The sequence below is a fragment of the Myxococcus xanthus genome, assembly GCF_006402735.1.
Classification (GTDB): domain Bacteria; phylum Myxococcota; class Myxococcia; order Myxococcales; family Myxococcaceae; genus Myxococcus; species Myxococcus xanthus_A.
This window is the reverse complement of sequence record NZ_CP017174.1, coordinates 798,019-822,610: the sequence shown is the minus strand read 5'-3', so window position 1 is coordinate 822,610 and position 24,592 is coordinate 798,019. Positions and strand designations below refer to the sequence as shown.

Annotated in this window: 26 protein-coding genes; 15 read left to right on the top strand and 11 right to left on the bottom strand. The window is 68.4% G+C overall.

Annotation, left to right across the window (positions count from 1 at the left end; genetic code table 11):
• Positions 1-123: 123 nt before the first annotated feature.
• The 4 genes from BHS09_RS03625 (at position 124) to BHS09_RS03605 (ending at position 5,629) form a co-directional block, all read left to right on the top strand.
• Positions 124-1,038 carry an oxygenase MpaB family protein gene (locus tag BHS09_RS03625; protein ID WP_140797177.1) on the top strand — a complete coding sequence of 305 codons (915 nt, stop codon included), beginning with the start codon at positions 124-126 and terminating at the stop codon, positions 1,036-1,038.
• Between the two features lie 316 nt (positions 1,039-1,354).
• Complete coding sequence (locus BHS09_RS03615; protein WP_140787241.1) at positions 1,355-1,744, top strand: hypothetical protein; 390 nt, start codon at positions 1,355-1,357, stop codon at positions 1,742-1,744.
• A 221-nt stretch (positions 1,745-1,965) separates the two neighbouring features.
• Positions 1,966-3,108, top strand: coding sequence for an aldo/keto reductase (locus tag BHS09_RS03610; RefSeq protein WP_140797175.1), 1,143 nt, complete (start codon positions 1,966-1,968; stop codon positions 3,106-3,108).
• Positions 3,109-3,181: 73 nt separating this feature from the next.
• On the top strand, positions 3,182-5,629 hold the full coding sequence (locus tag BHS09_RS03605) for an ABC transporter permease (protein WP_140797174.1): 2,448 nt from the start codon (positions 3,182-3,184) through the stop codon (positions 5,627-5,629).
• 58 nt (positions 5,630-5,687) lie between these two features.
• Here the strand turns inward: BHS09_RS03605 and BHS09_RS03600 are convergent, their stop codons facing one another.
• The 6 genes from BHS09_RS03600 to BHS09_RS03575 form a co-directional block, all read right to left on the bottom strand.
• A complete protein-coding gene (locus BHS09_RS03600; protein WP_140797173.1) occupies positions 5,688-7,742 on the bottom strand; it encodes a B12-binding domain-containing radical SAM protein in 2,055 nt (684 codons plus the stop codon).
• Positions 7,743-7,883: 141 nt separating this feature from the next.
• A complete protein-coding gene (locus BHS09_RS03595; RefSeq protein ID WP_237078017.1) occupies positions 7,884-8,156 on the bottom strand; it encodes a hypothetical protein in 273 nt (90 codons plus the stop codon).
• Positions 8,157-8,394: 238 nt separating this feature from the next.
• Complete coding sequence (locus BHS09_RS03590) at positions 8,395-8,847, bottom strand: PDZ domain-containing protein (protein WP_237078016.1); 453 nt, start codon at positions 8,845-8,847, stop codon at positions 8,395-8,397.
• A 450-nt stretch (positions 8,848-9,297) separates the two neighbouring features.
• Positions 9,298-10,779: a hypothetical protein gene (locus tag BHS09_RS03585; RefSeq protein WP_237080176.1), complete on the bottom strand. Its 1,482-nt coding sequence runs from the start codon at positions 10,777-10,779 to the stop codon at positions 9,298-9,300.
• Positions 10,780-10,858: 79 nt separating this feature from the next.
• A complete protein-coding gene (locus tag BHS09_RS03580; RefSeq protein WP_161605122.1) occupies positions 10,859-11,365 on the bottom strand; it encodes a right-handed parallel beta-helix repeat-containing protein in 507 nt (168 codons plus the stop codon).
• A gap of 157 nt (positions 11,366-11,522) precedes the next feature.
• Positions 11,523-11,798, bottom strand: coding sequence for a hypothetical protein (locus tag BHS09_RS03575; RefSeq protein ID WP_140797170.1), 276 nt, complete (start codon positions 11,796-11,798; stop codon positions 11,523-11,525).
• A 214-nt stretch (positions 11,799-12,012) separates the two neighbouring features.
• Between BHS09_RS03575 and BHS09_RS03570 the strand changes: the two genes are divergently transcribed.
• Together BHS09_RS03570 and BHS09_RS03565 are read left to right on the top strand one after the other, a co-directional pair.
• Complete coding sequence (locus BHS09_RS03570) at positions 12,013-12,336, top strand: hypothetical protein (protein ID WP_140797169.1); 324 nt, start codon at positions 12,013-12,015, stop codon at positions 12,334-12,336.
• Positions 12,337-12,495: 159 nt separating this feature from the next.
• Positions 12,496-13,908, top strand: coding sequence for an FAD-dependent oxidoreductase (locus BHS09_RS03565; protein ID WP_174260488.1), 1,413 nt, complete (start codon positions 12,496-12,498; stop codon positions 13,906-13,908).
• Between the two features lie 41 nt (positions 13,909-13,949).
• Here BHS09_RS03565 and BHS09_RS03560 read toward each other — a convergent pair whose 3' ends face one another.
• Positions 13,950-14,132: a hypothetical protein gene (locus BHS09_RS03560; RefSeq protein ID WP_140797167.1), complete on the bottom strand. Its 183-nt coding sequence runs from the start codon at positions 14,130-14,132 to the stop codon at positions 13,950-13,952.
• Positions 14,133-14,336: 204 nt separating this feature from the next.
• Between BHS09_RS03560 and BHS09_RS03555 the strand changes: the two genes are divergently transcribed.
• The 7 genes from BHS09_RS03555 to BHS09_RS03530 all read left to right on the top strand — a co-directional run bounded on the left by BHS09_RS03555 (position 14,337) and on the right by BHS09_RS03530 (position 20,292).
• Positions 14,337-15,323 (top strand): siderophore ABC transporter substrate-binding protein, encoded by a 987-nt coding sequence (locus BHS09_RS03555; protein ID WP_140797166.1) that lies wholly within the window; start codon positions 14,337-14,339, stop codon positions 15,321-15,323.
• A gap of 12 nt (positions 15,324-15,335) precedes the next feature.
• On the top strand, positions 15,336-16,298 hold the full coding sequence (locus tag BHS09_RS03550) for an ABC transporter permease (RefSeq protein WP_140797165.1): 963 nt from the start codon (positions 15,336-15,338) through the stop codon (positions 16,296-16,298).
• The gene (locus tag BHS09_RS03545) at positions 16,288-17,256 is read left to right on the top strand and encodes an iron chelate uptake ABC transporter family permease subunit (protein WP_140787221.1); all 969 of its coding nucleotides are present in this window, start codon (positions 16,288-16,290) and stop codon (positions 17,254-17,256) included. Before BHS09_RS03550 ends, BHS09_RS03545 begins: the two co-directional genes overlap by 11 nt.
• Positions 17,253-18,011 carry an iron ABC transporter ATP-binding protein gene (locus tag BHS09_RS03540; RefSeq protein ID WP_140797164.1) on the top strand — a complete coding sequence of 253 codons (759 nt, stop codon included), beginning with the start codon at positions 17,253-17,255 and terminating at the stop codon, positions 18,009-18,011. Before BHS09_RS03545 ends, BHS09_RS03540 begins: the two co-directional genes overlap by 4 nt.
• 146 nt (positions 18,012-18,157) lie before the next feature.
• Positions 18,158-18,241, top strand: coding sequence for a cittilin family RiPP precursor (locus tag BHS09_RS40195; protein ID WP_225888965.1), 84 nt, complete (start codon positions 18,158-18,160; stop codon positions 18,239-18,241).
• Positions 18,242-18,359: 118 nt separating this feature from the next.
• Complete coding sequence (locus BHS09_RS03535; RefSeq protein ID WP_174260487.1) at positions 18,360-19,712, top strand: cytochrome P450; 1,353 nt, start codon at positions 18,360-18,362, stop codon at positions 19,710-19,712.
• Positions 19,696-20,292 carry a class I SAM-dependent methyltransferase gene (locus BHS09_RS03530; RefSeq protein ID WP_140797162.1) on the top strand — a complete coding sequence of 199 codons (597 nt, stop codon included), beginning with the start codon at positions 19,696-19,698 and terminating at the stop codon, positions 20,290-20,292. The genes BHS09_RS03535 and BHS09_RS03530 overlap by 17 nt, the downstream gene beginning before the upstream one ends.
• A gap of 27 nt (positions 20,293-20,319) precedes the next feature.
• On the opposite strand, the gene BHS09_RS03525 is transcribed toward BHS09_RS03530, so the two are convergent.
• Positions 20,320-21,207, bottom strand: a complete 888-nt coding sequence (locus BHS09_RS03525; protein ID WP_237080175.1) for a LysR substrate-binding domain-containing protein — start codon at positions 21,205-21,207, stop codon at positions 20,320-20,322.
• A 130-nt stretch (positions 21,208-21,337) separates the two neighbouring features.
• Between BHS09_RS03525 and BHS09_RS03520 the strand changes: the two genes are divergently transcribed.
• Positions 21,338-22,045, top strand: coding sequence for a glutathione S-transferase family protein (locus BHS09_RS03520; RefSeq protein ID WP_140797161.1), 708 nt, complete (start codon positions 21,338-21,340; stop codon positions 22,043-22,045).
• Between the two features lie 21 nt (positions 22,046-22,066).
• On the opposite strand, the gene BHS09_RS39175 is transcribed toward BHS09_RS03520, so the two are convergent.
• Positions 22,067-22,369, bottom strand: coding sequence for a LysR substrate-binding domain-containing protein (locus BHS09_RS39175; protein WP_257792151.1), 303 nt, complete (start codon positions 22,367-22,369; stop codon positions 22,067-22,069).
• Here BHS09_RS39175 and BHS09_RS39860 point away from each other — a divergent pair.
• Complete coding sequence (locus BHS09_RS39860) at positions 22,298-22,603, top strand: SDR family oxidoreductase (protein ID WP_257792150.1); 306 nt, start codon at positions 22,298-22,300, stop codon at positions 22,601-22,603. The two genes, BHS09_RS39175 and BHS09_RS39860, sit on opposite strands and share 72 nt — an antisense overlap.
• Before the next feature lie 145 nt (positions 22,604-22,748).
• Here the strand turns inward: BHS09_RS39860 and BHS09_RS03505 are convergent, their stop codons facing one another.
• A complete protein-coding gene (locus BHS09_RS03505) occupies positions 22,749-23,984 on the bottom strand; it encodes an RNA polymerase sigma factor (RefSeq protein ID WP_140797159.1) in 1,236 nt (411 codons plus the stop codon).
• A gap of 18 nt (positions 23,985-24,002) precedes the next feature.
• Entirely contained in the window at positions 24,003-24,365 is a 363-nt protein-coding gene (locus BHS09_RS03500) for a YciI family protein (protein WP_174259184.1), read from the bottom strand.
• Positions 24,366-24,592: the final 227 nt, after the last annotated feature.

Below are 24,592 nucleotides of genomic sequence, written 5' to 3'. Positions count from 1 at the left end.
AAAGGTGCCAATCCGGTCGCGAGCGTCAGCAACCGTGCGGGCAAGGCCCCGACGTGGCGCCAGCGGGCGCGGCAGGCCCTGTCTGGGCTAGGCTCCGCGTTGGCATTCACAGAGGAGCGTTGGATGAACCGCTTCGCGCTGCGTGACCTCACCGACCGTCTCGACGCCCAGACCCAACACGAAGACATCGTCCGCATCCTCGCCACCCGGGAGTTCCCCTGGGACGTCGAACAGGCGCTCAGCTTCGCGCTGTTCCGCACCTACGCGGTGCCCAGCATCGGCGTCCTCCTGCACGACACGGGCGAGTTCACCCAGCGCACCCAGAAGCGCTACGACGACACCGTGCTCATCCTGGACACCATCCTGGAGCACGGCATGGCCAGCCAGGAAGGCCGGAGCGCCTTCCGGCGCATGAACCAGATGCACGGCGCCTATGACATCTCCAACGATGACATGCGCTACGTGCTCTCCACCTTCGTGGTGATGCCCGTGCGCTGGATTGCGGACTTCGGCTGGCGGCCGCTCACGCCGCATGAAGTGACGGCATGGACGAACTACTACCGCGCCGTCGGCCGCCACATGGGCATCCAGGACATCCCGGAGACCTACGAGGCCTTCAGCTCGTTCATGGACGGCTACGAAGCCGAGCACTTCGCCTTCGACGCGCGCAGCAAGGCCGTCGCGGACGCCACCCTGGAGCTGCTCACCACCTTCCCGCCGACGAACCTCGCACCCAAGCGGCTGGTCACCCTCTTCGCGCGCACGCTGATGGAGGACGCCCTGCTGGACGCGTTCAACTACCCCCACCCGTCCGGCCTCAGCCGCAAGGTGTTCCGTATGGCGCTCAAGGCGCGCGGCACGTTCGTGCGCTACGCGCTGTCTCCGCGGAAGGAGCCCGCCTACGCCCGGAAGCGCGCCAACATCCGCAGCTACCCGCAGGGCTTCTCAGTCGAATCCCTGGGCACCTTCCCCAAGACGTGCCCCGTGAAGCACGGCGCCGCCGCCACTCCAGACGCGCCATCCAAAGGCAACCCCTGAAACGCCCGGCGCTCCACGCAGTACGCCCTTCGGGCACGCTCCAGTGGTGGGGCAACATCACCTACTCGCGCGGCGATGAGCGCAACACGGGCCGGAGCCTGACGTCGCCTGGAGAAGCTCCCCCAGGCGGGCCCAAGCGCACCTCGCATGGAGCCGAGGTGGGGCTGCAGCATCCTCTACTGACGCTCACATCCATCCCCACACACAGGCGCCTTTGTGGGAGAAAAAGCGCGACCAGGAAACTTTCGCCCACACACCCCGACAATCATTTCAAGAATCACATAGCGGGGCCGCGAAGGCCCACGGGGGAAACGCCATGTTCAAGGTCAAGCAGAACCACACGTTCCAGAATCCGATGCGGCAGCAGATCGACCAGACCACGCAGGGCAAGAAGAGCGACTACGCCCACGCGGTCGGCGGCGTGAACCAGATTCTCGACCGGGCCAACATCGGCATCTCTTCGCGCTCCCAGGCCAGCGTCATCGACAACGTGAAGAAGGTGGAGACGGGGGAGCGCAGCGAGGTCAACGCCCACCAGCGCGAGGCCCTGAACTTCGGCCGGGACGCCTTCGAAAACGCCAAGAAGGGCAACTACAAGCAGGCGGGCGTGGAGGCCTTCGGCTCCACCGTCAATGGGCTGGCCTCGCTGTTCAAGTCCACCTACACGGAGACGCCCAGCGAGAAGCGGGGCATCGCTCCCCACTGAAGTGACGCGCCCCGTGAAGCCCCCACGCCCCGTGTTCGGGACTGGGGGCTTCACAGCCAGGTGATGAGCGCCCGACGAATCGCGGCGCCATCCACCGCGGACCTCCGTGCCGCGGCGGCATCCAGTTGACACACCGCGGAGTCACCGACACGGTCCTTCCTCCACCTTGCCGGATGCGCGCGCCCGCGAGCCCTCCCGGCCCGGACTTCCTGGAGGAAGACATGCGTACTCGACGCCAATTCCTTTCCGCCGCCGCCACCGGGGCCGCCGCGTTCGCCGCCGCGCCCCTGCTCGCCAGCGCCGCGGGCGAAGGCGCGGTGATGCCGACGAAGGGCAAACACGCCACCCGGTCCGTTCCCACCAACGCTCCGGGCAGCAAGTTCCGGCCCACCACCCGCATTGGCCTGGGCGGCGTGGCCATTGGCAATGGCTTCGCGTCCACCAGCGACGCACAGGCACAGGCCACCCTGGAGACCGCCTGGGCCGCTGGCGTGCGCTACTTCGACACGTCACCCTGGTACGGCCTGGGCCTGAGTGAGCGCCGCTTCGGCCGCTTCCTGCACACCCGCGACGCGAACGAGTACGTGCTGTCCACGAAGGTGGGCCGCATCCTCACCGCCGCAGACGCGCCGCCGCCAAAGCTGCTGTGGAGCGACGCCTCCCCGTTCAGCTACCGGTACGACTATTCGGCCGCCGGAGTGCGCCGCTCCGTCGAGGACAGCCTGCAGCGGCTCGGCGTGTCGCGCATCGACATCGTGTTCATCCACGACCTGTCGCCGGACAACCAGGACATGGGCGACAAGTGGACGGAGTACTTCGACCAGGCCGTTGAGGGCGCCATCCCCGAGCTGACGAAGATGCGCGAGGAAGGCCTCATCAAGGCCTGGGGCTTCGGCGTCAACCGAGCGGAGCCCGCGCTGCGCGCCCTCGAGGTCAGCGCCCCGGACATCTTCCTGCTGGCCACGCAGTACTCGCTGACGAACCACGAGGAGGCCCTGAGCAAGACGTTCCCCGCCCTGGAGAAGCGCGGCATCTCCGTGGTGGTGGGCTCGCCGCTCGACGCCGGCTACCTCGCCGGACGCAACCGCTACCTCTACGGCGGCACCATTCCGCCCGGCGTGCAGGAGAAGCGCGCCCGCATGAGCGCGATTGCCGCGAAGCACGGCATCGACCTGCGCACAGCCGCGCTCCAGTTCGCCGCCGCGCCTTCCGTCGTCTCCTCCGTCATTCCTGGAGCGCGCACGCCCGAACAGGTGAAGGCGAACGTGCAGTCCATGAAGGTCGCGATTCCAGACACCTTCTGGGAGGCACTGAAGAAGGAAGGGCTGATTGCGCGGGACGCGCCCGTCCCTTCCAAGGCCTGACCACCGCCCCCTCAGGGCTTGGCCTCATTGCCGGGTGAGCTGTTTTTGCTAGGCTCACCCGCGCGAGGTGGACATGGCCCGTATCGCCGACGGAGTGGGGGACATCGCGAGCGACTTCAAGTTCGCGGCGCGGATGCTCCGGAAGGACCCGGTCTTCACGCTGGTGGCCGTGTTGTGTCTGGCATTTGGGATTGGCGCCAACGCGGCCATCTTCAGCGTGGTGGATGCGGTGCTGCTCCGCCCGCTGCCCTACCACGAGCCAGGGCAGCTCGTTCGCCTCTTCGAAACGACGCCGTCGCGGGACCCGAAGTGGCTGGGCTCGGTGTCGTGGCCCAATTACCAGGACTGGTCCACCCAGCTCCCCTCGCTGGAAGGCGTGGCCGCCTACGAGTTCCAGGGGCGCAACCTGATGACGCCCGAGGGCGCGGAGCGGGTGAACGTGGTGGCGGCCACGGCCAACCTGTTCCAACTCCTGGGCACGCCGCCCAAGCTGGGCCCCGGCTTCGCGCCCGGAGATGACCAGCCCGGGGCCGCGCCCGTCGTCGTCATCGGCGAGGGCCTGTGGCAGCGCCGCTTCGGGGCCGACCCGGGCCTCGTGGGACGCACGCTGACGCTGGACGGGCAGCCCCACACCGTGGTGGGCATCCTGCCCACGGCGGTGGGCTTTCCCGCGGGAGCCCGGATGGAGGTCTTCATCCCCTTCGTCCCCTCCGCCGACCGGGTGGACAACCGGGGCTCGCACTTCCTGAGTGTCCTCGGGCGGCTGCGCCCGGGTGTCCCGCCCCAGACGCTCGCGGCGGAGTTGAAGGAAGTGGCGCGCCGCATCGAGGAGGAACACCCCGCGCAGCAAGCCGGGCGGAGCGCCACGGCGGTGTCCCTGGCGGAGACGGTGACGGGCAACGTGCGGCCCACGCTGCTGCTCCTGCAGGGCGCGGTGCTGCTGGTGCTGCTCATCGCATGCGCCAACGTGGCCAACCTGCTGCTCGCCCGGACCTCCACGCGGCAGCAGGAGATTGCCGTCCGCTTCGCACTGGGCGCGAGCCGGGGGCACATCGTGCGGCAGCTCCTGGTGGAGAGCCTGCTGCTGTCGCTGCTGGGCGCGCTGCTGGGCGTGCTCCTGGGCGCCTGGGGTGTGAGCGCCATGGGCAACCTGGTCCGGGCGTCCTTCCCACTCACCGGGGACCTTCCCCTCAACGGGCGGGTCCTCGGCTTCCTCCTGCTGATTTCCGTGGGAAGCGCGCTCACCTTCGGCCTGACACCGGCGCTCCAGGCGACGCGCACGCCGCTGAGCGCCAGCCTCGCGGAGCCGGGGGCCAAGCAGTCTCCGTCGCGCGCGCACCACTACTTTCGCGGCGCGCTCGTCGTGACGGAGGTGGCACTGTCGTTGGTGCTGCTCGTCGGAGCGGGGCTGCTGCTGCGAGGCTTCGTGAAGTTGCTGGGCACCGAGCCAGGGCTGGAGCCGCGCCACGTCCTCACCGCCCACCTGCCCATCACCCCGAACCAGTACCCCCGGGAAGAGGTCGTCGAGCGCCTCTTCCAGCCCATCCTGGAGAAGGCCCGGACGCTCCCAGGCGTGGAGTCCGCGGCGCTCATCTCCCTCCTGCCCATCCAGACGGCGTGGACCAGCGGGGACTACGCCGTGGAGGGCGAGCTGCCGGCGGAGCCGGGCAAGACGCTGTTCGCGGAGTTCAGGACGACCAGCCCGGACCTGTTCAAGTCGCTGGGGATACCGCTGCTGGCCGGCCGCGACTTCACCGAGGACGACGGCCGCGGCGCCGAGCAGGTCATCATCGTCAACCAGGCCCTCGCCCGCCGGCACTTCGCGGGGAGCGAGGCCGTGGGACGCCGGCTGCTCGTCGGGGGCCAGCCCGTGGAAATCATCGGCGTGGTGGGAGACGTGCGGCAGGCGGGCCTGGACCAGCAGCCCCTCCCCGAGGTCCACCTCCCCTACAACCATCCGCGCTCCACGCTCTGGTACTTCCAAGCGGTGACGCTGGTGCTCAAGACACACTCGGCGCCCGCAGGCGTGGCGGCCACGCTGCGCGGCGCGGTGCGCGCCGTGGACTCCGAGCAGCCGCTCTACAACATCATGACCATGGAGGAGATCATCCAGCAGTCCGTGGCGGGACGGCGCCTGAGCCTCACGCTCCTGGGCGCGTTCGCGCTCATCGCGCTAGTGCTGGCCACCGCGGGCCTCTACGGCGTCATCTCCTACCTCGTCTCGCAACGCACCCAGGAGATTGGCATCCGCATGGCGCTCGGGGCGCCTCCGGGCCGGGTGGTGCGGCTGGTCATGGACCAGGGCATGAAGATGGCGGGATTGGGAATCGGCGTGGGGCTCGTCGCCGCCTTCGGCCTGTCCCGCTACATGGAAAGCCTGCTGTACGGCGTCAGCGGGACGGACCCACTGACCTTCGGCGTGTTCGCCCTGCTGCTGGGCGGCGTGGCGCTGCTGGCCACCTGGCTGCCCGCGCGCCGCGCCTCCCGCGTGGACCCCATCATCGCCATCCAGAAGCGGTGACGGGGCGCTGTCCCTCGCGCCCGGGGCCTCCAGGCGCGAGGGACACGGGCCACTGGCTTCAGGACGCTTCGCGCAGCGCTGTCAGCTCCACCACGTCCTCGGGCACCGGGTCCAGCGCGGCCGACAGCGCGGGATAGGCGGAGAGCAGGTCCTCCACCTTGGCGCCGAACTGGAGCCACCCGACGATGCGCACCGCGTCCTCGTTGGTGATGCACACCCGGCGCAACCGGCGGTTCACCACGAAGTGACGCTTGCCCTCGGGCGTGTCGAACTCATAGCCCCGCAGCAACTCCGCCGCGGAATAGCCCCGGTCCGAATCCTCGACCTCGGCGAAGGCCTTCTTCAGTGCGTCCCGCCCGTAGCGGCTGAGCAGCAGCAGCAGGTGCTCTCGGTCCACCCAGTGCCCATGCTGGTAGACCTTCCGCTCGCGCTTGAGGCGGTTGTAGCGCTCCAGCACGGCCTGCGCGCCAGCCGCGTCCAGTCCCACGGCGGGCTCGTATTCGTAGAAGAGGTCCAGCACGGTGTCCGTGCGCGGCTTGAAGGCCTTCACGCCGAACTGCTCGGGCGACAGGTGGATGGGCGCGTTGTGCTCGAAGACGAAGGTCCCCGTGCCCTCCGAGTGCAGGATGTCCGAATGCCCCAGCAGGAACTGGACGGTCTCCTCCGCCTCGGCCTCCGTCTCCGTGGGGAAGCCGAAGAAGTTGAAGGTATGGCTCCAGATGCCCGCGTCATGCGCGAACTGGAGATTGTCCACCATCACCTTCTGCGTGTTGTTCTTGCGCATGTGGCGCTGCACGCGCTCGGACGCCGTCTCCAGCCCGATGTAGAGCGAGCGGAAGCCGATGTCGTGCATGTTCTGGAAGTCCTCCCGCGTGAAGTACTTCTCGAACTTGTAGAGCGCGGTGAAGAAGTAGCGCCCCTTGGGGACGGCGGGCGGCAACATGCGGAAGAGCTTGGGCGGCAGCGCCTCGTCGTTGAACGCGAAGTGCCGGACGCCATGGCGCGCGTTGAGCACCTCCAGGTCCTTGGCAATCATCTCGGGCGCGCGCATGCGGTAGCGGTCGCCGTAAATCATGCCGTGGTAGCAGAACGCGCACTTCCCCCAGTAACAACCGCGCGTCGTCAACAGCGGCAGGACAATCTCGGGGGACAGGTATTCATCCAGCGGCAGCCCCCCGAAATCCGGCGTGGGGACCTCGCTCATGGGCAGTGAGTCCCCCAGCGGCGTCAGCACCAGGTTCTCACCCTCCATGAAGGCGAAGTTGGGCGGGCGGTCTCCCCGTGGGTCTTCCACGGACAGAAAGCGGTCCAACGGGCGCTCGCCCTCGTACCGGCAGATGAAGTCGAAGCACCTGCCGAACAGCTGGGTGACCCACGTGCTCTCCTTCTCCACCAGGCGGGAGAACACGCTGCCCCCCACCAGCACCGGGACGTCCGGATGGCGCTGCTTCAGCACACGGCAGAGCGTGAGTCCCGCGACAATCTGCTCGGTGCCGATGATGGACACGCCGAAGTAGCGAGGCAGCTGCTTGACGCCCGCGACCTGCTCCTCGAAGAAGGCGATGAAGGGGTTGGCGTTGCGGTTGTCGATGAAGGCGAGCAGTGACGGAATGGAGCCCAGGACGTCGCCGTCCTGGAGTGACGTCGTCCCCACCTCGATGACGGGCTCCGCCGCGGAGAACGCCGCGAGCAGCGCCTTGAGCGCGTCCACGCTGTCCTTGAAGCTCTCCACCGTGCCGTAGGTATCGCCGGTGCGCAGCCCCTCCACCTGGACGATGAGCTGCTCATACTCCTCCAGCGTCGCCAGCGCCTGCAGGCACCGGGCGCGGTAGAGGCGGTGCTCATCCGACAGCGCCTCGATGAAGCGCTCCAGTCGCGCCCGCGCCAGGGGCAGGCGCGCCCGGCCGATGAACCAGCGGTAGAAGACGACGTTCCAGTCGTCCTGGTGGACGCGGTGGCCCTTCTGCTCCAGGTAGGCCTTGAGCGACGGGGTGCTCAGGAAGGGCTGGAGCGGAGACCACTGCGGAGGGAAGACGAGATGAAGGTCCGGTCGCGAGCTGTCGCGGGCCTCCTGGGGGGTGTCACCGGGCCGCTGCGTCAAGGGCGTTTCCATGGGCCAGAACCTCCATGTGCTGGGCTGAACCGACAAGGCTGTGCGTCATCGCGCGCCGGGAGCGCTCCCATGAATTGAATGCCCCCGAAGAAGCGCTGCCTCCCCACAGGAAGGCAGCGCTGACAACAGACTTCGGTGGAGCTATGCGAGGCCCAGGTCCGCGACGAGCGACTGGAGCATCACCGGCTTGCCGCTGGCCATGGTGCCAGGCTTCACGACCTGCTGCTGTTGCTGCTGCTGTTGCTGCTGGACCTCGGTCGTCGGGAAGCTGACGTTGTTGACGCCAATGGTGTCATTCACCACGGGCTTCAGGGTCGCGGCGTTGCTGGCGAAGGCTCCGAAGAGCACCGTCAGGGCAGCCGGTGAGGCAAGTGCGCGAATCGTACGACGAGAACCCTTCTTCGAGTCGTCCATGCGTACCTCCGGGGGTGTTGTTTTGTCTGCGACCCGTTCAGGTCTTCACGCATCACCTGTCCGGGCGTCTTGATTGTTCATGACTTTCTCACGCCATATCAAGACGCAGCCCAACAAAAAACAGACACCCCACTGCCACCACGACTGAAATGGCTTTGTCAGGCGCCTGGAACGGCAGACGCGGGCCTCCGGCGTACCGGGGCCTCGCGACTGACTGGAGACGGGCGGCGCCAGGGACTCAGGGCGTCGGGGGCGGAGGCGGCGGGGGCGGCTCCGGCGTGGGCGGCAGGCCCAGCCCCGGGAACTCCGCGGCCGTGCCTGTGAACACCAGGCGCGTGCCGCCTCGGAGGACCTCGAACTCGAAGGACGAGGGCGCACCGGTACGCCAGACGAAGAGGATGTCCGACGGTCGGGAGATCTGCTTCGTGTTGATGCGCACGATGACGTCGTTCTTCTGGAAGGGCCAGAACGCCACTGGAGACGACTCGGTGACGACCACCGCGCTGACGTCACGCACCGTCTTGAGTTCGACCACCAGGCTCGCGCCATTGGCCTGCATGGAGACACGGTCCGTCGAGGCACTGGAGCTGGCGGAGTTCACCGTGGCCGCCCTTTCACGCGAGGAGTTCGCGGCATGACTCGGGCCTGCGCTGGCCACGAGCAAACCCAGAATCAGGATGGGACTGTTCACAGGCTACCTTCCTTGTGGGAATGGGCTGCGGGACGACGAGCGGAGCAGCGCCGGCCCCGGGCCTATCGCACGGCTCAGCGTCTTCATGGGGCCCTGCCTTTTCAGACCACCAGCATGGACGACAGGCTTCATGGCTGCGACATGAAGCAGCGCACGAAGAGATAATCCAGCCAGGACTATCGGTCAAATCACGACAGCCAAAGTGTGAATGCAGTCACATGCCATCAGCACGACGAGGCGCGCAACGACACGATTCTCGTTTGGATCCCCCCGTATTTCCTGGCAAGAGCCAGCCCCATCACCGATGTATGGATGCCTGGTTGTTACATTTCATGTCACAACTGGGACTTTCCCGACACCGGCTGCGACCGCGTGCGTCGAGCCTTGCTCCAGGCAGGCTCGAACGCACGCCGCCAGCCACCGCCTCACGCCGTCACGGCGCGCATCGCGTCAGCGCGCGTGGAGCTCCTGGGTGGGGCATGCCACGTTGGCGGGCATGGCCCACAGCGCGTCACCCCAGGTGTTGGAGTTGGCGCGGAAGAACACGGTGCTGCCCACGCGGGTGAAGTCCTCGGGCCCGGAGCCGCCCAGGGGGCTGAGGTCCGCGACGAGGCCTGTCCGCTCGTGCGTGCCATCCGTCACCCAGGGCTCCAGGCCCGTGCCGCCCTCGCTCGTGCTGAAGAGCAGCGTCCCGACGCCGGTGTCGAAGAGCGGCGAGGCCCACTCATCCGACGTCGACAGGCCCCGGCTGAGCTCCCGCGTCCCGGCCGCCGTGCCATCTGTCACCCAGAGGCTCACCTCGCGAGGCGCGGGCCCGGGCGTGCCGATGCCCACGGACAGATAGAGCTTCCCGCCCGCGCACACCGCCATCTGCACGAAGGGCCACGCGCCGGGCTGGCCCGCGTAGCGGTTCGGCAGCGTGGTCACCGCCTCCTTTCCACCGCCCGCGAGCGACACCCTCGACACCCTCAAGGAAGTCCCGCCCCCGACAACGGACGACAGATAGACGTGCCCACCCAGGGCCCCCAACAGCCGGACATCGCCACCGAAGGACTCCAGGCGCACGGTGCCGCCCGGAGTCCCGTCCGTCTTCCAGACCTCGGTGATGGACCCCGAGTCCCAGAAGGTGAAGACACTCACGCCCGCCTCGGTGTGCTCCCAGCCGGAGAGATAGACCTGCTCCGCGTCCAGGCGTTTGACCCGCGTGGTTCCCGCGGCCGTTCCATCCGTCCGCCACAGCCAGGTACCCTCCCCCGTGCTGCTCACGGTGAACAAGCGCGCCCCCGCCACCCCCAGCGACCGTGACGACACCTCCTGCTCCGGTCCGTAGGCCATGAGCTGGAATGTGCCTGCCTCCGTCCCATCGGAGCGCCACAGCGACTGCCCGGCTCCCGCGGAGGGCATCCGGAAGAAGGTCAGCACGTCCCCTGCCTGTCCCAGGTAGTACAGCGAGGAACTGGCGGTCCCCGGCTCGAGGTCCTTGACGAGCCGCGTGCCCGCTCCCGTCCCATCACTGACCCACAGCTCCCTTCCGAATGGTGGCTCATTCACCATGAAGAAGAGGCGGGCGCCCACCGACGTGAACTCGCGCAGCCCCCGGTAACCCGGCCCCTGCGCGATGAACTCCTTCACGGGCACGGTGCCCACGGATGTCCCATCACTGCGCCACAGGGTGGCGCGGTCTCCGTAGAGGTCCGACCCGAAGTAGAGCGTGCCCTGCACGTTCGTCAGTGAGTCGGGCACCGGCACGCTTGGGGACGGGAGCGGCGCGCCCGGAGGCAGGATGTCCTTCACCTTGTAGACGGAGCCCCCGGGAGCACAGGCTTGTGCATGGACCCGCTCTTCTCCGGTGGCGGCGCGCACGTCCTCCTCGACCCCACCACAGCCCAGCATCCCCAGCCCCGCAAGAACACACCATCTGCCAACGCGCATGTGCACCACTCCTCTCCGGTCCGAAACCGGAGGACGGTGGGAAGCCGAGTGGCGAACGCCCATTGCCCTAGAGGGCAGGTCACTTCCGGAAATCCGACAAGGCGTCTGGCCAAGGCAGCGTGCTCGGATCGCTGGTGAGGAAGGACCGGTCGATGGCGACGCCCTTCTCCCGGTTCTCCACCCGGAAGGTGACGCTCCCAGACTGGAGCGCCAACGTGTCCAGGCTGCGCAGCTTCACCCAATGCCAACAGGCGCCCACCGCCACGAAGTCGATGCCGTGCTCATGCTCGTTGCCGGCGTCGCTCCCCTTGCTGAAGCCAGCCACCCGATTGCCTTCCACGAGGATGTGGTTGCACTGGTGGACCGTGATGCCGTCCTGCCGGCTGTTCTCCACCTTGTTGCCCTGGATGCGCACGTCCTCGCAGAGATTCGTGAAAGCACTCGCCTCTCCGGACAGGCGCACCTGGATGCCAGTGCTCCCGGCGTTGCGCGCATAGAAGCCGCGCAGCGTCGTCCCATCGCCGTTGCCGTTGACCTGGATGAGCGTGGATGTCACCAGGGCGGAGAGTGGGTTTCGTGTCTGCACGTGTGCCTCCTTCGTGAGCGTGAGGGAGCGGCATGCTGCCCACCCAAGGAGGACGCCAACGTGCAAACGAATGAAAAGATGTAAACCACAGACACGCAGGGGACGGTGGAAGGGGGCCATTCAGCCTCCGCCGCTCCATGAGGGCCGAGTCCCGGCCCTACTGCGACCAGGTCATCACTTCGATGAACCGGACGGAGTCCCGGTCCTCGTTGACGAACGCCACGACGTAGCCGCCGATGTCACCCGGGCGCGCGCGGCCATAGGGGTCCACCCACGTGGTGACGTAGTAGCGCGCCATCTCCCGCGTTCGTAATCCCGCGGCCATCTGCGACTCGAACAGCGGAATGGAATGCGTGCTCCCCCAGGCAAAGGCAGCGGGAGCCGCGATGAGAGAAAGGCCACAGAACGCGGTGCGCAGTGAAACAGGCTCCATTGTCACTCTTCTTTTGCGATGAATCGCCTGCGGTTGGGAGCCTCCTTCGACTTCCAATGCGACCGCGGCTGCGGCGGACCGGGCCGCGGCATCTGTGCTCCCGACGAAAAGTGCTGGTGCGGTTGTCCTCCGCGGCAGCACTCGGCACGTGCTTTCAGTGAAAGCCGGGGATGGTGCATCATCTCTGGATTCCACTCCTGGAAGGAGCCGAGCCATGAATGCCTCCCGTCTCATCGCCTCGCTGACCGCGTGTCTCTCCCTGTCGCTCATCGCCTGCGGTGGCGGAGAGGCCGACATGGACGTCCCCGAGGGTGAGGCCCCCATCAGCATCGAGCAGGGACTGGGCCACCCGCCTCACTGCCCCAATGGAGACCTCATCTACTGGTTCGAGAACGTGCAGGCCTGTACGGCGAAGTGCGGAAACACGCGTCAGAACGGCCAGCCCGCGACCCAGTACGCGGCGTGTCAGTCCAGCATGGCGAGCACGCGCACGCTCATCAACGTGCGTCACTGCATCCCCGACTGCGAACTGCTTTGAGCAGGCGTCCAGCCTGGGCAGCGCGTGCGCATTCCAACGGCACACGTCAGACCCACGCCATGAAATGTCCCCACTGACGGCGACTGGTTTCGGGAGATGGCCTTGCCTTCTCCCGAAGCGGGCACGTCGGATGGAACGCAGGGGACCTGAAACGTGGACATGCCTGGACATCGCTTTGGACGTGCCGTGGTCATGGGCGGCAGCATGGCGGGGCTGCTGAGCGCCCGCGCGCTCGCGGACCACTTCGAGAAAGTCATCATCCTGGAGCGGGACCCGCTCCCCGGCACGCACGCGGCGCGCAAAGGTGTTCCCCAGGGCACGCACGTCCACGTGATGCTGGACGCGGGTCACCGCATCCTGGAACGCTTCTTCCCCGGCCTCCTCCAGGACCTCCAGGCCCAGGGGGCCGCGCTCATCGATTCGAGCCGGGACGTCGCGTGGCACCACTTCGGCGTCTGGAAGTCGCGCGTCCCCCAGGGACTTCCCCTGCTGGTGTGTACGCGTCCCTTCCTGGAATGGCACGTGCTGCGCCGGGTGCTGGCGCTGCCCAACGTCGAGTTTCACGGCGGCGTCTCGGTCGAAGGGCTGCGCACGGACGCCTCCCACCAGCGCGTCACCGGCGTGCGATTGAAGAAGGACGGCGTGGAGGAGCCGCTGGAGGCCGCGCTGGTGGTGGATGCCACGGGCCGGGGCTCGCGTGCGCCCCAGTGGTTGGAGGCCCTGGGCCATGCACGCCCCGAGGAGGAACAGGTGCGGGTGGATCTCGCGTACACCACCCGCCTCTACGAACCTCCCGCGCACCTCCAGGAGGACTGGAAGGTGCTCATGCAGTACCCGTGTCCGCCGGTGAACTGGCGCGCTGGCTTCATCTCCCGCGTGGAGCAGGGCCGCTGGATTGTCACGCTCAATGGGTACTTCGGTGAGCACGCGCCCACGGACGACGAAGGCTTCCTCGCGTTCGCCCGCTCCCTGCCCCAGCCGGACCTGTACGCCTGCATGCGGGAGGCCCGGCCGTTGGGACCGCTCACCCTGCACAAGGTGAAGGAGAGCCGCTGGCGGCACTATGAACGCCTCGCGCGCTTCCCGGAGAACTGGGTCATCGTCGGTGACGCCGTGTGTGCCTTCAACCCCGTCTTCGGCCAGGGCATGTCGGTGGCGGCCCAGGGCGCGGCGCTGCTCCACGCCTGCATCGAAGAGCAGGCCAGGCGCTCCCCCACGACGCTCGACGGACTCGCCCAGCGCTTCCGCAAGCGCCTGTCCGACACCATCCGCCTGCCCTGGTTCATGGGCACGAACATCGACCTGCAGTACCCGCAGGCCGTCGGCCAGCGGAAGCCCGGCGTGGGGGTGCTGCACTGGTACATCCGGCGGATGATGGAGCGCAGCTCCCGGGACGCCGCCGTGCACCGGCAGTTCAACCGCCTCTTGCATCTCCAGGCGGGGCTGGGCGCCGTCCTCCAGCCTTCGGTGGCCCTGCCAGTGCTCGCGGACGGCGCCCGCGCGCTCTTCATGCCCCTGCATGCGCGGGCGAACACGGACATCCGCCCGGCCCTGCCCTCCTCGTCTCCATGACGGACCCGCGCGCTTGGCTGGCAATGGAGGTTCGCGCCGTCCTAACGGGTGAAGCGGGCCAATGCCTTCTCACCAGACAGCGCGCGGTAGAGCACCTGGGATTGGCCGGGCCAGAACTGCTCATCCTCGTGAAGCCGCGCCTCGAAGTCGAAGTCCGGGTCCCCGAAGAAGCGCGCGGGGATGCCCGGCTCGGGGTGGGTGCTGGTCGCGGATGCCTCGCCCATGGAGTCCTCCTCCTGCGTCCCCCAGCGGCAACGTCATTCCGGCGCGGCCGGATTCAAACAGCCAGCCTGGCGACCCGCAGCCCGGCGCGAGGGACCGCCCCGGAGCGCGACAGAAGAAACACCCAGGCTTTGACGGTGCGGACGTAAGCACCTATGATGCGCAATTGATTCTCAGAATCAAAATCACCCTTTCCGGCGACCACTGTGAGTACATCCAACAGGCGTTCCCTTCCGCTCTTCGCCCTGCTTTCCGTCGTCGTCGTGCTGGCCGTCCTGTGGGTGGGCGTGAAGTTCCAGCGCCCGGACGCCGCCGCGTCCACCCCCGCCGCAGAGGCCGCCGCGCCGGAGGGCCGCACGGTGACGCACGGACAGGGCACCACCGTCGTCCCGCTGAAGCCTCGGCGGGTGGTGGTGTTCGACCTGGTGGCGCTGGACATCCTCCAGGCCCTGGAGGTGGACGTCCACGGCGTGGCGGGAGACATGTTCCCCCAGCACCTGACCCGGTTCCGTGACGCGAAGTACCCGCGCCTGGGCACCCTGTTCGAGCCCGACTACGAGGCCCTCCAGGCCGCGAAGCCGGACCTCATCATCACCGGGGGCCGCTCCAGCGCGAAGTACGCGAACCTGTCCCGCATCGCGCCCACCATCGACGTGCCGATGAGCGGCAAGGACTTCATCGCCTCGGTGATTGCCAACACGGAGATGCTGGCCAGCGTCTTCGGCAAGGAGGAGAAGGCGCGCGGCCTGATTGAGGACCTGCGCAAGTCAGTGGCGGACCTCCAGCAGGTGACGGCGCCCCGCGGCAAGGGCCTGGTCGTGCTCGTCACCGGCGGGCGCATGAGCGCCTATGGCCCGGGCTCCCGCTTTGGCGTCATCCATGGTGACTTCGGCGTGCCCGAGGCCGCCGAGGGCCTGCGCACCTCGCTGCACGGCGAGTCCATCAGCGCGGAGTTCATCCGGGAGAAGAATCCCGACTGGCTGTTCGTCATCGACCGGGACGCCGCCACCGGCCAGAAGGAGGGCAATGCCCGGCAGGTGCTGGACAACGAATTGGTGCGGCAGACGACGGCCTGGCAGAAGAACCAGGTCGTCTACCTGGACCCCGGCATCACCTACCTGACCGGCGGCGGCATCCAGTCCGTCAAGCAGCTGCGCGACCAGGTCGCGAGCGCCTACGCGCAGGCCCAGTAGTCCGTTCCCGCCGTGAAGCGCGCATTCGCCGCGGCCGCCGTCCTCGTCACGTTGGCGGTGGTCAGCCTCCTGATTGGCGCCAGTGACGTGTCCTGGCGCGCCCTCTTCGCTCCCGAGCCGGATGAGCGCGCCCTCCAGGTGCTGGTCATCAGCCGGCTGCCGCGCATGTTCGCCGTCATGCTGGCGGGCACGTCCCTGGGCGTCGCGGGCCTCATCATGCAGATGATTGCCCGCAACCGCTTCGTGGAGCCCACGACGGCGGGCACCGCGGAGTCCGCCAGCCTGGGCCTGCTGACCGCCACCCTGCTGGCGCCTGGCCTTCCGGTGCTCGGGAAGATGATGGTGGCCACCGTCTTCGCCCTGGCGGGGACGGCGCTGTTCCTGCTGGTGCTGCGGCGCATCCCCCTGCGCTCGGCGCTCATCGTCCCGGTGGTGGGCCTGATTCTGGGCGGCATCATCGATTCGGCGACGACCTTCTTCGCCTACCGGTACGACCTGCTGCAGACGGTCAACGCGTGGACCACGGGTGACTTCTCCACCGTGCTTCGCGGCCGCTACGAGCTGCTGTGGGTGACGCTGGGCCTCACCTGCGCCGCCTACACCGCCGCGGACCGCTTCACCGTGGCCGGCATGGGCGAGACGTTCACCACCAACCTGGGGCTGAACTACCCGCGCATCGTCGCGCTGGGGCTGCTCATCGTCTCCCTGGTCACCGCGATGGTGGTCGTCACGGTGGGCATGATTCCGTTCCTGGGCCTGATTGTCCCCAACCTGGTCAGCATGGTCATGGGCGACAACGCGCGCAGGTCCATTCCCTGGGTCGCGGTGAGCGGCGCCGCCTTCGTGCTGCTCTGCGACATCGTGGGCCGCGTGGTGGGCCACCCGTATGAGATTCCCGGAGGCACCATCGCCGGCGTCATCGGCAGCGTGCTCTTCCTGTACCTCCTGCTGAAGCGAGGCGCCCGTGTCGGCTAGCGCCCCGTCCGTCAGCCCCCTGCGGTCCCTGCTCGTGCTGGGCTGCGTGGCCGCGGCCTTCATGGCCCTGTTCATGCTCGTCGACGTGAGCGGCCCGTGGGACTTCGTGCTGCCCTTCCGCGGGAAGAAGGTCGCCACCGCGTTGCTGGTGGGCTACGCCGTCGCCGTCTCCACGGTGCTCTTCCAGACGGTGACGGGCAACCGCGTGCTGACGCCCGCCATCATGGGGTTCGACTACCTGTACGTGCTCATCCAGACGTGCCTGGTGTTCTTCCTGGGCTCCACCACCGTGGCGGGGCTGGACCCCCGGCTCCTGTTCGGCGCGGAGGTCATCATCATGGTGGCCTTCTCCGCCATGCTGCACGGCTGGCTCTTCGGCATGGCGCGGGGCAACGTCCACCTGCTGCTGCTCACCGGCGTGGTGATGGGCGTGCTGTTCCGGAGCCTGTCGTCGTTCGTCCAGCGTGTCATCGAACCCAACGAGTTCATCTTCCTGCAGGACCGCTTCTTCGCCAGCTTCAACGACCCGGAGCACGAGCTGCTGCTGCTCTCCGCGGTGCTGACGCTGGGTGTCTCCGTGCTGGGCCTGCGGCTGCTGCGGGCCTGTGACGTCCTGGTGCTGGGCCGGGAGGCCGCCATCAACCTGGGCGTGGACTACCAGCGGACGGTGTCCTGGGTGCTGGCGCTGGTGGCCATCCTGGTCGCCGTGTCCACCGCGCTGGTGGGGCCGGTGACGTTCCTGGGGTTGCTGGTGGCCAACATCGCCTACGCGGTGATGCGGACGTACAAGCACGCGTTCGTCCTCCCCGCCGCCGCGCTCATCGCCGCCATCGCCCTGGTCGCCGGGCAGTTCATCCTGGAGCGCGTCTTCCGCCTGGACACCAATCCCCGGGTCATCATCGAGTTCGTCGGCGGGATGGTGTTCATCGCGATGCTCATGAGAAAGGCCACGAGATGATCGAGGCGAAGAACGTCAGCAAGCGCTACGGTGAAACGCTGGTGGTGGATGGCGTCACCCTGAGCCTGCCCGTGGGCGGCATCACCGCCATCATCGGCCCCAACGGCGCGGGCAAGTCGACCCTGCTGTCCATGATGAGCCGGGTGATGCCCATGTCGTCGGGCAACGTGCTGGTGGACGGGCTGGACGTCACCACCACGCCCGGGGACACGCTCGCGAAGCGGCTGGCCATCCTCCGGCAGGACAACCACATCACCGCCCGGCTGACGGTGCGTGAGCTGGTGACCTTCGGCCGCTATCCGCACTCCAAGGGCCGCCCCACCGTGCAGGACCGCGAACACGTGGAGCGGGCGATTGAACACATGGGGCTGAGCGCGCTCGCTGACCGCTTCCTGGATGAGATGTCCGGCGGCCAGCGTCAGCGCGCCTTCGTGGCCATGGTGCTCTGCCAGGACACGGACCACGTGCTGCTGGACGAGCCGCTCAACGGCCTGGACCTGAAACACGCGGTGTCCATGATGAAGCGGCTCCGGCACGCCGCGGACACGCTGGGCAAGAGCTTCGTGCTGGTGCTGCACGACATCAACTTCGCCTCCTGCTACTCCGACCACATCGTCGCCATGCGCGACGGCAAGGTCGCGTTCCAGGGCCGCCCGGAGGACATCATGCGCCCCGACGTCCTGCGCGCCATCTACGAGCTGGACATCTCCGTGCAGCAGATTGAAGGCGACTGGATTGCCACCCACTACCGGTGACGGCGCTGCGCGCCAGCCTGGGAAGCAAGGGGTTTCCACTAATCACAGACACTTGCACTGCCTTCTCGGGCTATGCCACATTTCACCGTGCTGGCCATGACGTCAGCAGACAGCAAGACGCCACCACCTCAAACCAGGAGTTCGCCATGAAGAAGGCCCTGTACTCTTTGGCTGTGCTGATGCGGTTTGCTCGCGCGGACAAGCTCTCCGCCCCGTATATCTATTACTAGTCAAAAGCCGTCAGGCATTGTGCCCTGACGGTTGGGTCGCAAGAGCTGGTCGACGCGGGTGGGGCGCACGGTTCGCTCCGCCTGCGCCAGCGGCAGTTCCCCCCTCCAGGACCCTTTCATGCCACAGGTGCGCCTTCCGCCGGGGCCCCAGGGCCACTTCATTGCTGGCAACCTGGTGGAGTTCTCCGAGGACCCGCTGGGGTTCCTCACCCGCTGCGCCAGGGAGTACGGCGACGTGGTGCGCCTGGGGAAGCGCAACTTCCTCCTCAATCACCCGGACCTGATTGAACGGGTCCTGGTCAACGGCGACGGCAACTTCGTGAAGCTCGCCGGCGTGGGCCAAGGCAAGCGTCACAAAGGCGGCTTTCCCGAAGCGATGATGAACAGCGAGGGCGAGGACTGGCTGCGCAAGCGGCGCCTCGTCCAGCCCGCGTTCCATCGCAAGCACGTGGCCGCGTGTGGTGACACCGTGGTGGCCCTCACCGAAACGATGCTCCAGACGTGGCGCCCCGGCGACGCGCGGGACGTGCACGCGGACGTGTCCGCGCTGGCGCTCGACATCGTCAGCCGCTTCCTCTTCCACACGCCCATCGACGACGAGGCCCACCACGTGGCCGCCGCCGTGGACGCCGTCATGCGGCACACCGACAGTCCCCTGCGGCCGCCCATCTGGGTGCCCACGCCCACCAACCTGCGCCTGCGCCGGGCGCTGGGCCGACTCAACACGCTGCTCGCGACGCTCGTGCGCCGCTACCGGGAGCAACCGGAGTCGCGCACGGACCTGCTCGCCCTGCTGCTGTCCGCCCCGGAGCCCCTCTCCGAGGCCCAACTGCGCGATGAGCTGGCGACGATGATCATGTCCGGGCACGAGACGACGGCGGACGCGCTCGTGTGGGCCTGGTACCTGCTGGCCCAGCACCCGGAAGCCGAGGCCCGGCTGGTGGCGGAGCTGGAGACGGTGCTCGGTGGCCGGCTTCCTGGCGCCGAGGACCTTCCGCGCCTGCGCTACACGGAGGCGGTGGTGAAGGAGGCCATGCGCCTGTACTCACCGGCGTGGATTACCAGCCGGGAGGCCCTGCGCGACTGTGAGCTCGGTGGGTTCCACGTCCCGGCGGGCACGATGCTGGCGGTGAGCCAGTGGGTCACCCACCGCGACGCGCGCTACTTCGACGCCCCCGAGTCCTTCCGTCCGGAGCGCTGGCTGTCCGAGGACGCCCAGCGCATGCACCGGTACGTCTACTTCCCGTTCGGCGGCGGCCCCCGGTTCTGCATCGGCTCGGCGCTGGCGATGCTGGAGACGGTGCTCATCACCGCGTGCGTGGCCCGGCGGTTCCGGCTGGAGCTGGCACCGGGCTGCGTGGTGCGGCCCCGGCCGGCGCTCGCGCTCCAGCCGCTCGGGGTCCGGCTGATTCCGCGGCATCGCGCTCAGAGCACACAGGAAGGCGAGGTGCGGCATGCGGCGGGTGCCTGAAGGAGCAGCGGTCCGGCGCGAGTTCTTCCGCTCGGCATACCTGCTGGGCGCGCCCTGGGACATCGGACGGCCCCAGCGGGCCTTCGTCGAACTGTGGGAGGCCGGCGCGATTTCCGGCGAGGTGCTCGACGTGGGCTGCGGCTTCGCGGAGAACGCGCTCTTCCTGGCGGCCAAGGGCCTGCCGGTGTGCGGCGTGGACATGATGGAGCCGGCCATCCAGCGGGCGCGAGACACGGCATACCTGCGCGGGCTCGACGTGGACCTGCGCGTGGGCAACGCCCTGGAGCTGGCCACGCTGGGCCGGCGCTTCGACACCCTCCTCGATTCGGCCCTGCTCCACGTCTTCGAGCCTGGAGACCGGCCCGCGTTCGCCGCCAGCCTCGCGAGTGTGCTACGGCCCGGCGGGCACTACCATGCGCTGTACTTCCGCGACGGACCGCGTGCCATTCCCCCGGAGGCCCTGAGCGCGACCTTCGGGGAAGGATGGCGCGTGAAGTCCATCCGGGAGGCGCACTACGAGCAGACCGACCCGGAGGGCGCGCTGGCCTGGCTCGCCACCATCGAGCGGGTGGCGACGTAGCCGCACCGTCACGCGCGGTGACGAAGCTCACGCGGCGTCGGCGCCCTCCATCAGGAAGTCGATGACGGCGCGCACGGCGGGCAACTGGCCTCTGCGGTGTGGCGTCAGCAGCGTCGTCGTCACCGCGCCAGCAGTCCACGTCGGCAGCACGCGCACCAGCCGTTCTGCCTCCACATCCGCGCGCGTGAATGACTCCGGCAGGCAGACGATGCCCAGCCCAGCAATGGCCGCCTTCAGCAGCACCAGCGATTCGTCGGCGCTCATGCGCACACGAGGCACCACCGTGACGGCCTCACCGGCGCGTCCGCGCAGCCGCCACTGGGTGGCCATGGAGCTGGTCAGGAGACCGTCGTGTTCGCGCAGGTCCTCCGGCCGGCGAGGCTTGCCACGTCCGGACAGGTAGCCGGGCGAAGCCACCAGGATGATGGGCTCCACCGACAGCCGACGCTGAACCAAACCCGAAGCGGGCAGCGGCGCGAAGTGGCTGCGCACCGCGATGTCGAACCCCTCCTGCACCAGGTCCACGAAGCGGTCGGTCGCGTGAAGCTCGACACGCACCTTGGGATGGGCCAGCGCCAGCAGCGGCAGCCGGTCCGCGAGCTGGAACTGCGCCGTTGGCACCGCCGTGGTGATCTTCACCACGCCACTGGGCTCCACTTGCCGGCGGCGCACCACACTCTCCGCGGCCTCCGCCTCAATCACGACAGCGCGGGCATGGTCGAGGAAGTCCCGCCCCACGTCCGTCAACGTGAAGCTCCGCGACGTGCGCTGAATCAACCGGGCGCCCAGCCCGTCCTCCAGCTCGGCCACGCGCTTGCTCACCGTGGACTTGGGAATACCCAACCGCCGAGCTGCCGCGGCGAAGCCACCGCTCTCCACCGCCTGGACGAAGATATGGAGGTCGTTGAGATTCAAGGGCCGCGCCTCATCGTCCACGGATGTGGACCTTGCGTTCGCGTTCCGCTGTCTACACGGCGCACGTTTCCACGGCCATCTTGTCCCCATCGAAGGCATCGCGCCTTCCGCTTCGGACAGGAGATTCACCATGGAACTGCCCACCCTCTTCTACGGCATCCCCTCTGGCTGCTCATTCGGCTCCATCGTCGCGCTGGAATGGCTGGGCCGGCCCTACCAGCTGTGCCGCATCGCAATGCCGGAGGACGTCACCACCGCGGACTACCGCCGCATCAACCCCGTCGCGGAGACGCCCACCCTGATGACGGAGACAGGCGCGCGCATCAGCGAGAGCATGGCCATCCTCAACCACCTGGGCGCGCGCGGCGGCGACACGGGGCTGTCATTCGCTCAAGGCACCGAGGGCTTCGACCGCCTGAACCAGATGCTCGCGTACCTGAACACCACCTTCTTCGGCGCCTTCTCGCCGCTCTGGTACGCGCTGGAGCACGCCGAGTTGCCGGAGTCCGACAAGCAGGCCCTGCGCACCTACGGAGCCCGCAGCGTGGTCACCGCGCACGCGAAGCTCGAGGCGATGCTGAGTCACCAGCCGTGGCTGCTGGGCGACCAGCGCACCCTGGCGGACGCCTACTTCATCGGCATCGCCCGGTGGACCCGGTACCACGAGGTGCTGGACCGTCGGGACTACCCGAAGCTCCAGGGCCTCTTCGAGCGGCTGGAGGCCGACGAAGGCGTGCGCTTCGCCCACGCCATTGAAAAGGGCGAGACGCCCCGGGGCAACGGCGCCTTCCAGGGACACATCCGCCTCGCGGAGGCCCTGCGACGACTGCCCGCCTGAGCCGCGACGGCGGCCGCCGCCTCAGGGCTGTGACACCCTCAGGTGCTTGCGCACGGAGTCGATGAACACGCGGAGCTTCGGCAGCGCCTGGTGGCGGCTGGGGAAGTAGAGGAAGAAGCCAGGCGTGCCCGGGCAGGATGACGCCAGGACCCGCTCGAGCCGCCCCTGGCGCACGTGCTCCGCGGCGAGCGGCTCCGCCGCGTAGGCCAACCCCAGGCCCTTCACGGCGGCGCTCAGGTTGAGCACGGGGTCATTGACGATGACGCTGCCCTGGACAGCCATCTCCAGCGGCTGCCCCTTCTTCAGGAACTGCCAGCGGTACAGCGAGCCGTCACCGGAACCATGCTCCGCGGCGGGGGTGGCTCGATTGTCGTGACGTCGTCGGTCCAGTCCATCGCCACACGGAAGGGCACCTCGGCCTACAGCGCGAGCAAGCGCGCGCTGGTGGGGCTGGTCCAAGCCACGGCACTGGAGTACGACACCCTGGACATCCGGGTGAACGCGCTCTGCCCCGGCTCGGTGGCCCCCCCATGTCCCGGCATGACCACCCCTATGTGACGGGCCAACGGAGGAATGTCCCTGGCGCTGTAGACACCACCGCGGAGCCAGCGCGGGCGCCCTGAATCCAGAGCGCCCGCCGGCCTCACGTCAGCTCAGGGCTGGCCGAGGTGCCGCTCCAGGACCTCCGCCACGGAGGGACCCTTCACTCCGCCAGCAGCTCGCGAAGCCGCGCTTCCAGGAATCGCCGCTCGGGCGCAGTGCGGACCATCGCCAGCGCCCGTCGGTAGGCACTCACGGCCTCGTCCTTGCGCCCCAGACGCCGGAGCAGGTCCGCGCGCGCGGCCGGCAGCAGGTGATAGTCCGCCAGCCGTCCGGAGGCCTCCAGGTCATCCACCAGGGACAATCCGTGCTCGGGGCCACGGGCCATCGCCACGGCGGCGGCATGGTTGAGCGCCACCACGGGCCCCGGCGTCAGCACCACCAGCCGCGCATACAACGCGGCAATCTGCGCCCAGTCGGTGTCCTCGGCGCGCGGAGCCTGGGCATGCAGCGCCGCGATGGCCGCCTGCACCGTGTACGCCCCCCGGGCGCCCATGCCGAGCGCGGATTCCAGTTCCGCCAGTCCTTCGTCCCGCTGCGCGCCATCCCAGAGCGAGCGGTCCTGCCGGTCCAGCAGCACCAGCCCGCCATCCGCCGCCACGCGTGCCCGGCGGCGGGAGTGGTGGAGCAGCATCAGCGCCCGCAGCGACGCTACCTCCGCGTCCTCCGGGAGCAGCGAGCGCGCCAGCCGGGCCAGCCGCAGGGCCTCTTCGCAAAGGTCCACTCGCAGCAACGCCGGCCCATCCGTGGCAGCGTAGCCCTCCGAGAAGACGAGGTAGAGCGTGTGCAGCACGCCCTCGGTACGCTCCGCCAGCGCCTCGGGCTCCGGGATGACGTAGGGAATGCGCGCGGTGCGTATCTTCCGCTGCGCGCGCACCAGCCGCTGGGCCAGCGTGGCGGGCGACACGAGGAAGGCGCGGGCGATCTGCTCCGTCGTCAACCCACACAGGCAACGAAGCGCGAGCGCCACCTGGGCCTCGGGTGACAAGGCGGGGTGACAGCAGGTGAAGAGCAACCGCAGCGAGTCGTCCGGCAACGTCTGCCATTCGGCGGCGTCCACGGATGGCGCCACCGCCTCCAACTCACCCACGCGCGCCTCCAGGCGAGCGGACCGCCGCATGCGGTCCACCGCCTTGTTGCGCGCGACACGCATCAGCCAACCGGCCGGCTCGCGCGGCACGCCCTCGCGCGGCCACTGCTTCAAGGCAGCGGCGAAGGCGTCCTGCACCACCTCCTCCGCCGCGCCGAAGTCGCCGTCCAGCACGCGGATGAGCGTGGCCACGATGCGCCCGTAATCCTCACGGTGCGCCCGTTCGAGAATGGAGGTGGTGTCCATCATGCCGCGCGGGCCCCTGCGTCAGTCCTGGGGCATGGTGAATTCCCGCACCGGCCGCACCTCGACGGAGCCGCTGCGCGCGCTGGGAATGCGGGACGCGATGCCAATGGCCTCGTCGAGGTCCCTGGCCTCCACGAGAAAGAAGCCGCCCAACTGCTCCCGCGTCTCCGCGAACGGGCCGTCGGTCGTCAGGCGCTTGCCGTCGCGGATGCGTACCGTGGTGGCCGCAGCCGTGGGCTCCAGTTCCTCGCCCGAGATGAAGTGCCCGCTCTGCTTGATGGCCGCCTCGAAGGTGCCGTACTCCCCCATCACGCGCTGGACGTCCGCCTCCGACAGCGTCTCGGCGGCCTTCTCGTTCTCGTAGATCATCAGCAGGTACTTCATGGGTCCGTGCCTCACGGGTGAGCGGGAGAAGAGCCTCCCTGCTTCCGTGGTCGAACGGAACCCCCGTGAATCGACCGCCTTTTCACGGGGGATTTCTTTTCGATTACCAGCCCCCGGTACCCGCCGTCGATGCGGGCCAACTCATTCACAACCCGTATTCCCCTTACGGCACCGGACGAACGCAATCGCGCTTCGGGCGGACCGTAGCCGTTGGACCCCATCCCGCT

Bases quoted from the DNA above. Each gene is read 5' to 3' on its own strand.
- BHS09_RS03625 (WP_140797177.1), top strand. From the start codon at position 124: ATGAACCGCTTCGCGCTGCGTGACCTCACCGACCGTCTCGACGCCCAG.
- BHS09_RS03615 (WP_140787241.1), top strand. From the start codon at position 1,355: ATGTTCAAGGTCAAGCAGAACCACACGTTCCAGAATCCGATGCGGCAG.
- BHS09_RS03610 (WP_140797175.1), top strand. From the start codon at position 1,966: ATGCGTACTCGACGCCAATTCCTTTCCGCCGCCGCCACCGGGGCCGCC.
- BHS09_RS03605 (WP_140797174.1), top strand. From the start codon at position 3,182: ATGGCCCGTATCGCCGACGGAGTGGGGGACATCGCGAGCGACTTCAAG.
- BHS09_RS03600 (WP_140797173.1), bottom strand. From the start codon at position 7,742: ATGGAAACGCCCTTGACGCAGCGGCCCGGTGACACCCCCCAGGAGGCC.
- BHS09_RS03595 (WP_237078017.1), bottom strand. From the start codon at position 8,156: ATGGACGACTCGAAGAAGGGTTCTCGTCGTACGATTCGCGCACTTGCC.
- BHS09_RS03585 (WP_237080176.1), bottom strand. From the start codon at position 10,779: ATGCGCGTTGGCAGATGGTGTGTTCTTGCGGGGCTGGGGATGCTGGGC.
- BHS09_RS03575 (WP_140797170.1), bottom strand. From the start codon at position 11,798: ATGGAGCCTGTTTCACTGCGCACCGCGTTCTGTGGCCTTTCTCTCATC.
- BHS09_RS03570 (WP_140797169.1), top strand. From the start codon at position 12,013: ATGAATGCCTCCCGTCTCATCGCCTCGCTGACCGCGTGTCTCTCCCTG.
- BHS09_RS03565 (WP_174260488.1), top strand. From the start codon at position 12,496: ATGCCTGGACATCGCTTTGGACGTGCCGTGGTCATGGGCGGCAGCATG.
- BHS09_RS03560 (WP_140797167.1), bottom strand. From the start codon at position 14,132: ATGGGCGAGGCATCCGCGACCAGCACCCACCCCGAGCCGGGCATCCCC.
- BHS09_RS03540 (WP_140797164.1), top strand. From the start codon at position 17,253: ATGATCGAGGCGAAGAACGTCAGCAAGCGCTACGGTGAAACGCTGGTG.
- BHS09_RS40195 (WP_225888965.1), top strand. From the start codon at position 18,158: ATGAAGAAGGCCCTGTACTCTTTGGCTGTGCTGATGCGGTTTGCTCGC.
- BHS09_RS03535 (WP_174260487.1), top strand. From the start codon at position 18,360: ATGCCACAGGTGCGCCTTCCGCCGGGGCCCCAGGGCCACTTCATTGCT.
- BHS09_RS03530 (WP_140797162.1), top strand. From the start codon at position 19,696: ATGCGGCGGGTGCCTGAAGGAGCAGCGGTCCGGCGCGAGTTCTTCCGC.
- BHS09_RS03520 (WP_140797161.1), top strand. From the start codon at position 21,338: ATGGAACTGCCCACCCTCTTCTACGGCATCCCCTCTGGCTGCTCATTC.
- BHS09_RS03505 (WP_140797159.1), bottom strand. From the start codon at position 23,984: ATGATGGACACCACCTCCATTCTCGAACGGGCGCACCGTGAGGATTAC.
- BHS09_RS03500 (WP_174259184.1), bottom strand. From the start codon at position 24,365: ATGAAGTACCTGCTGATGATCTACGAGAACGAGAAGGCCGCCGAGACG.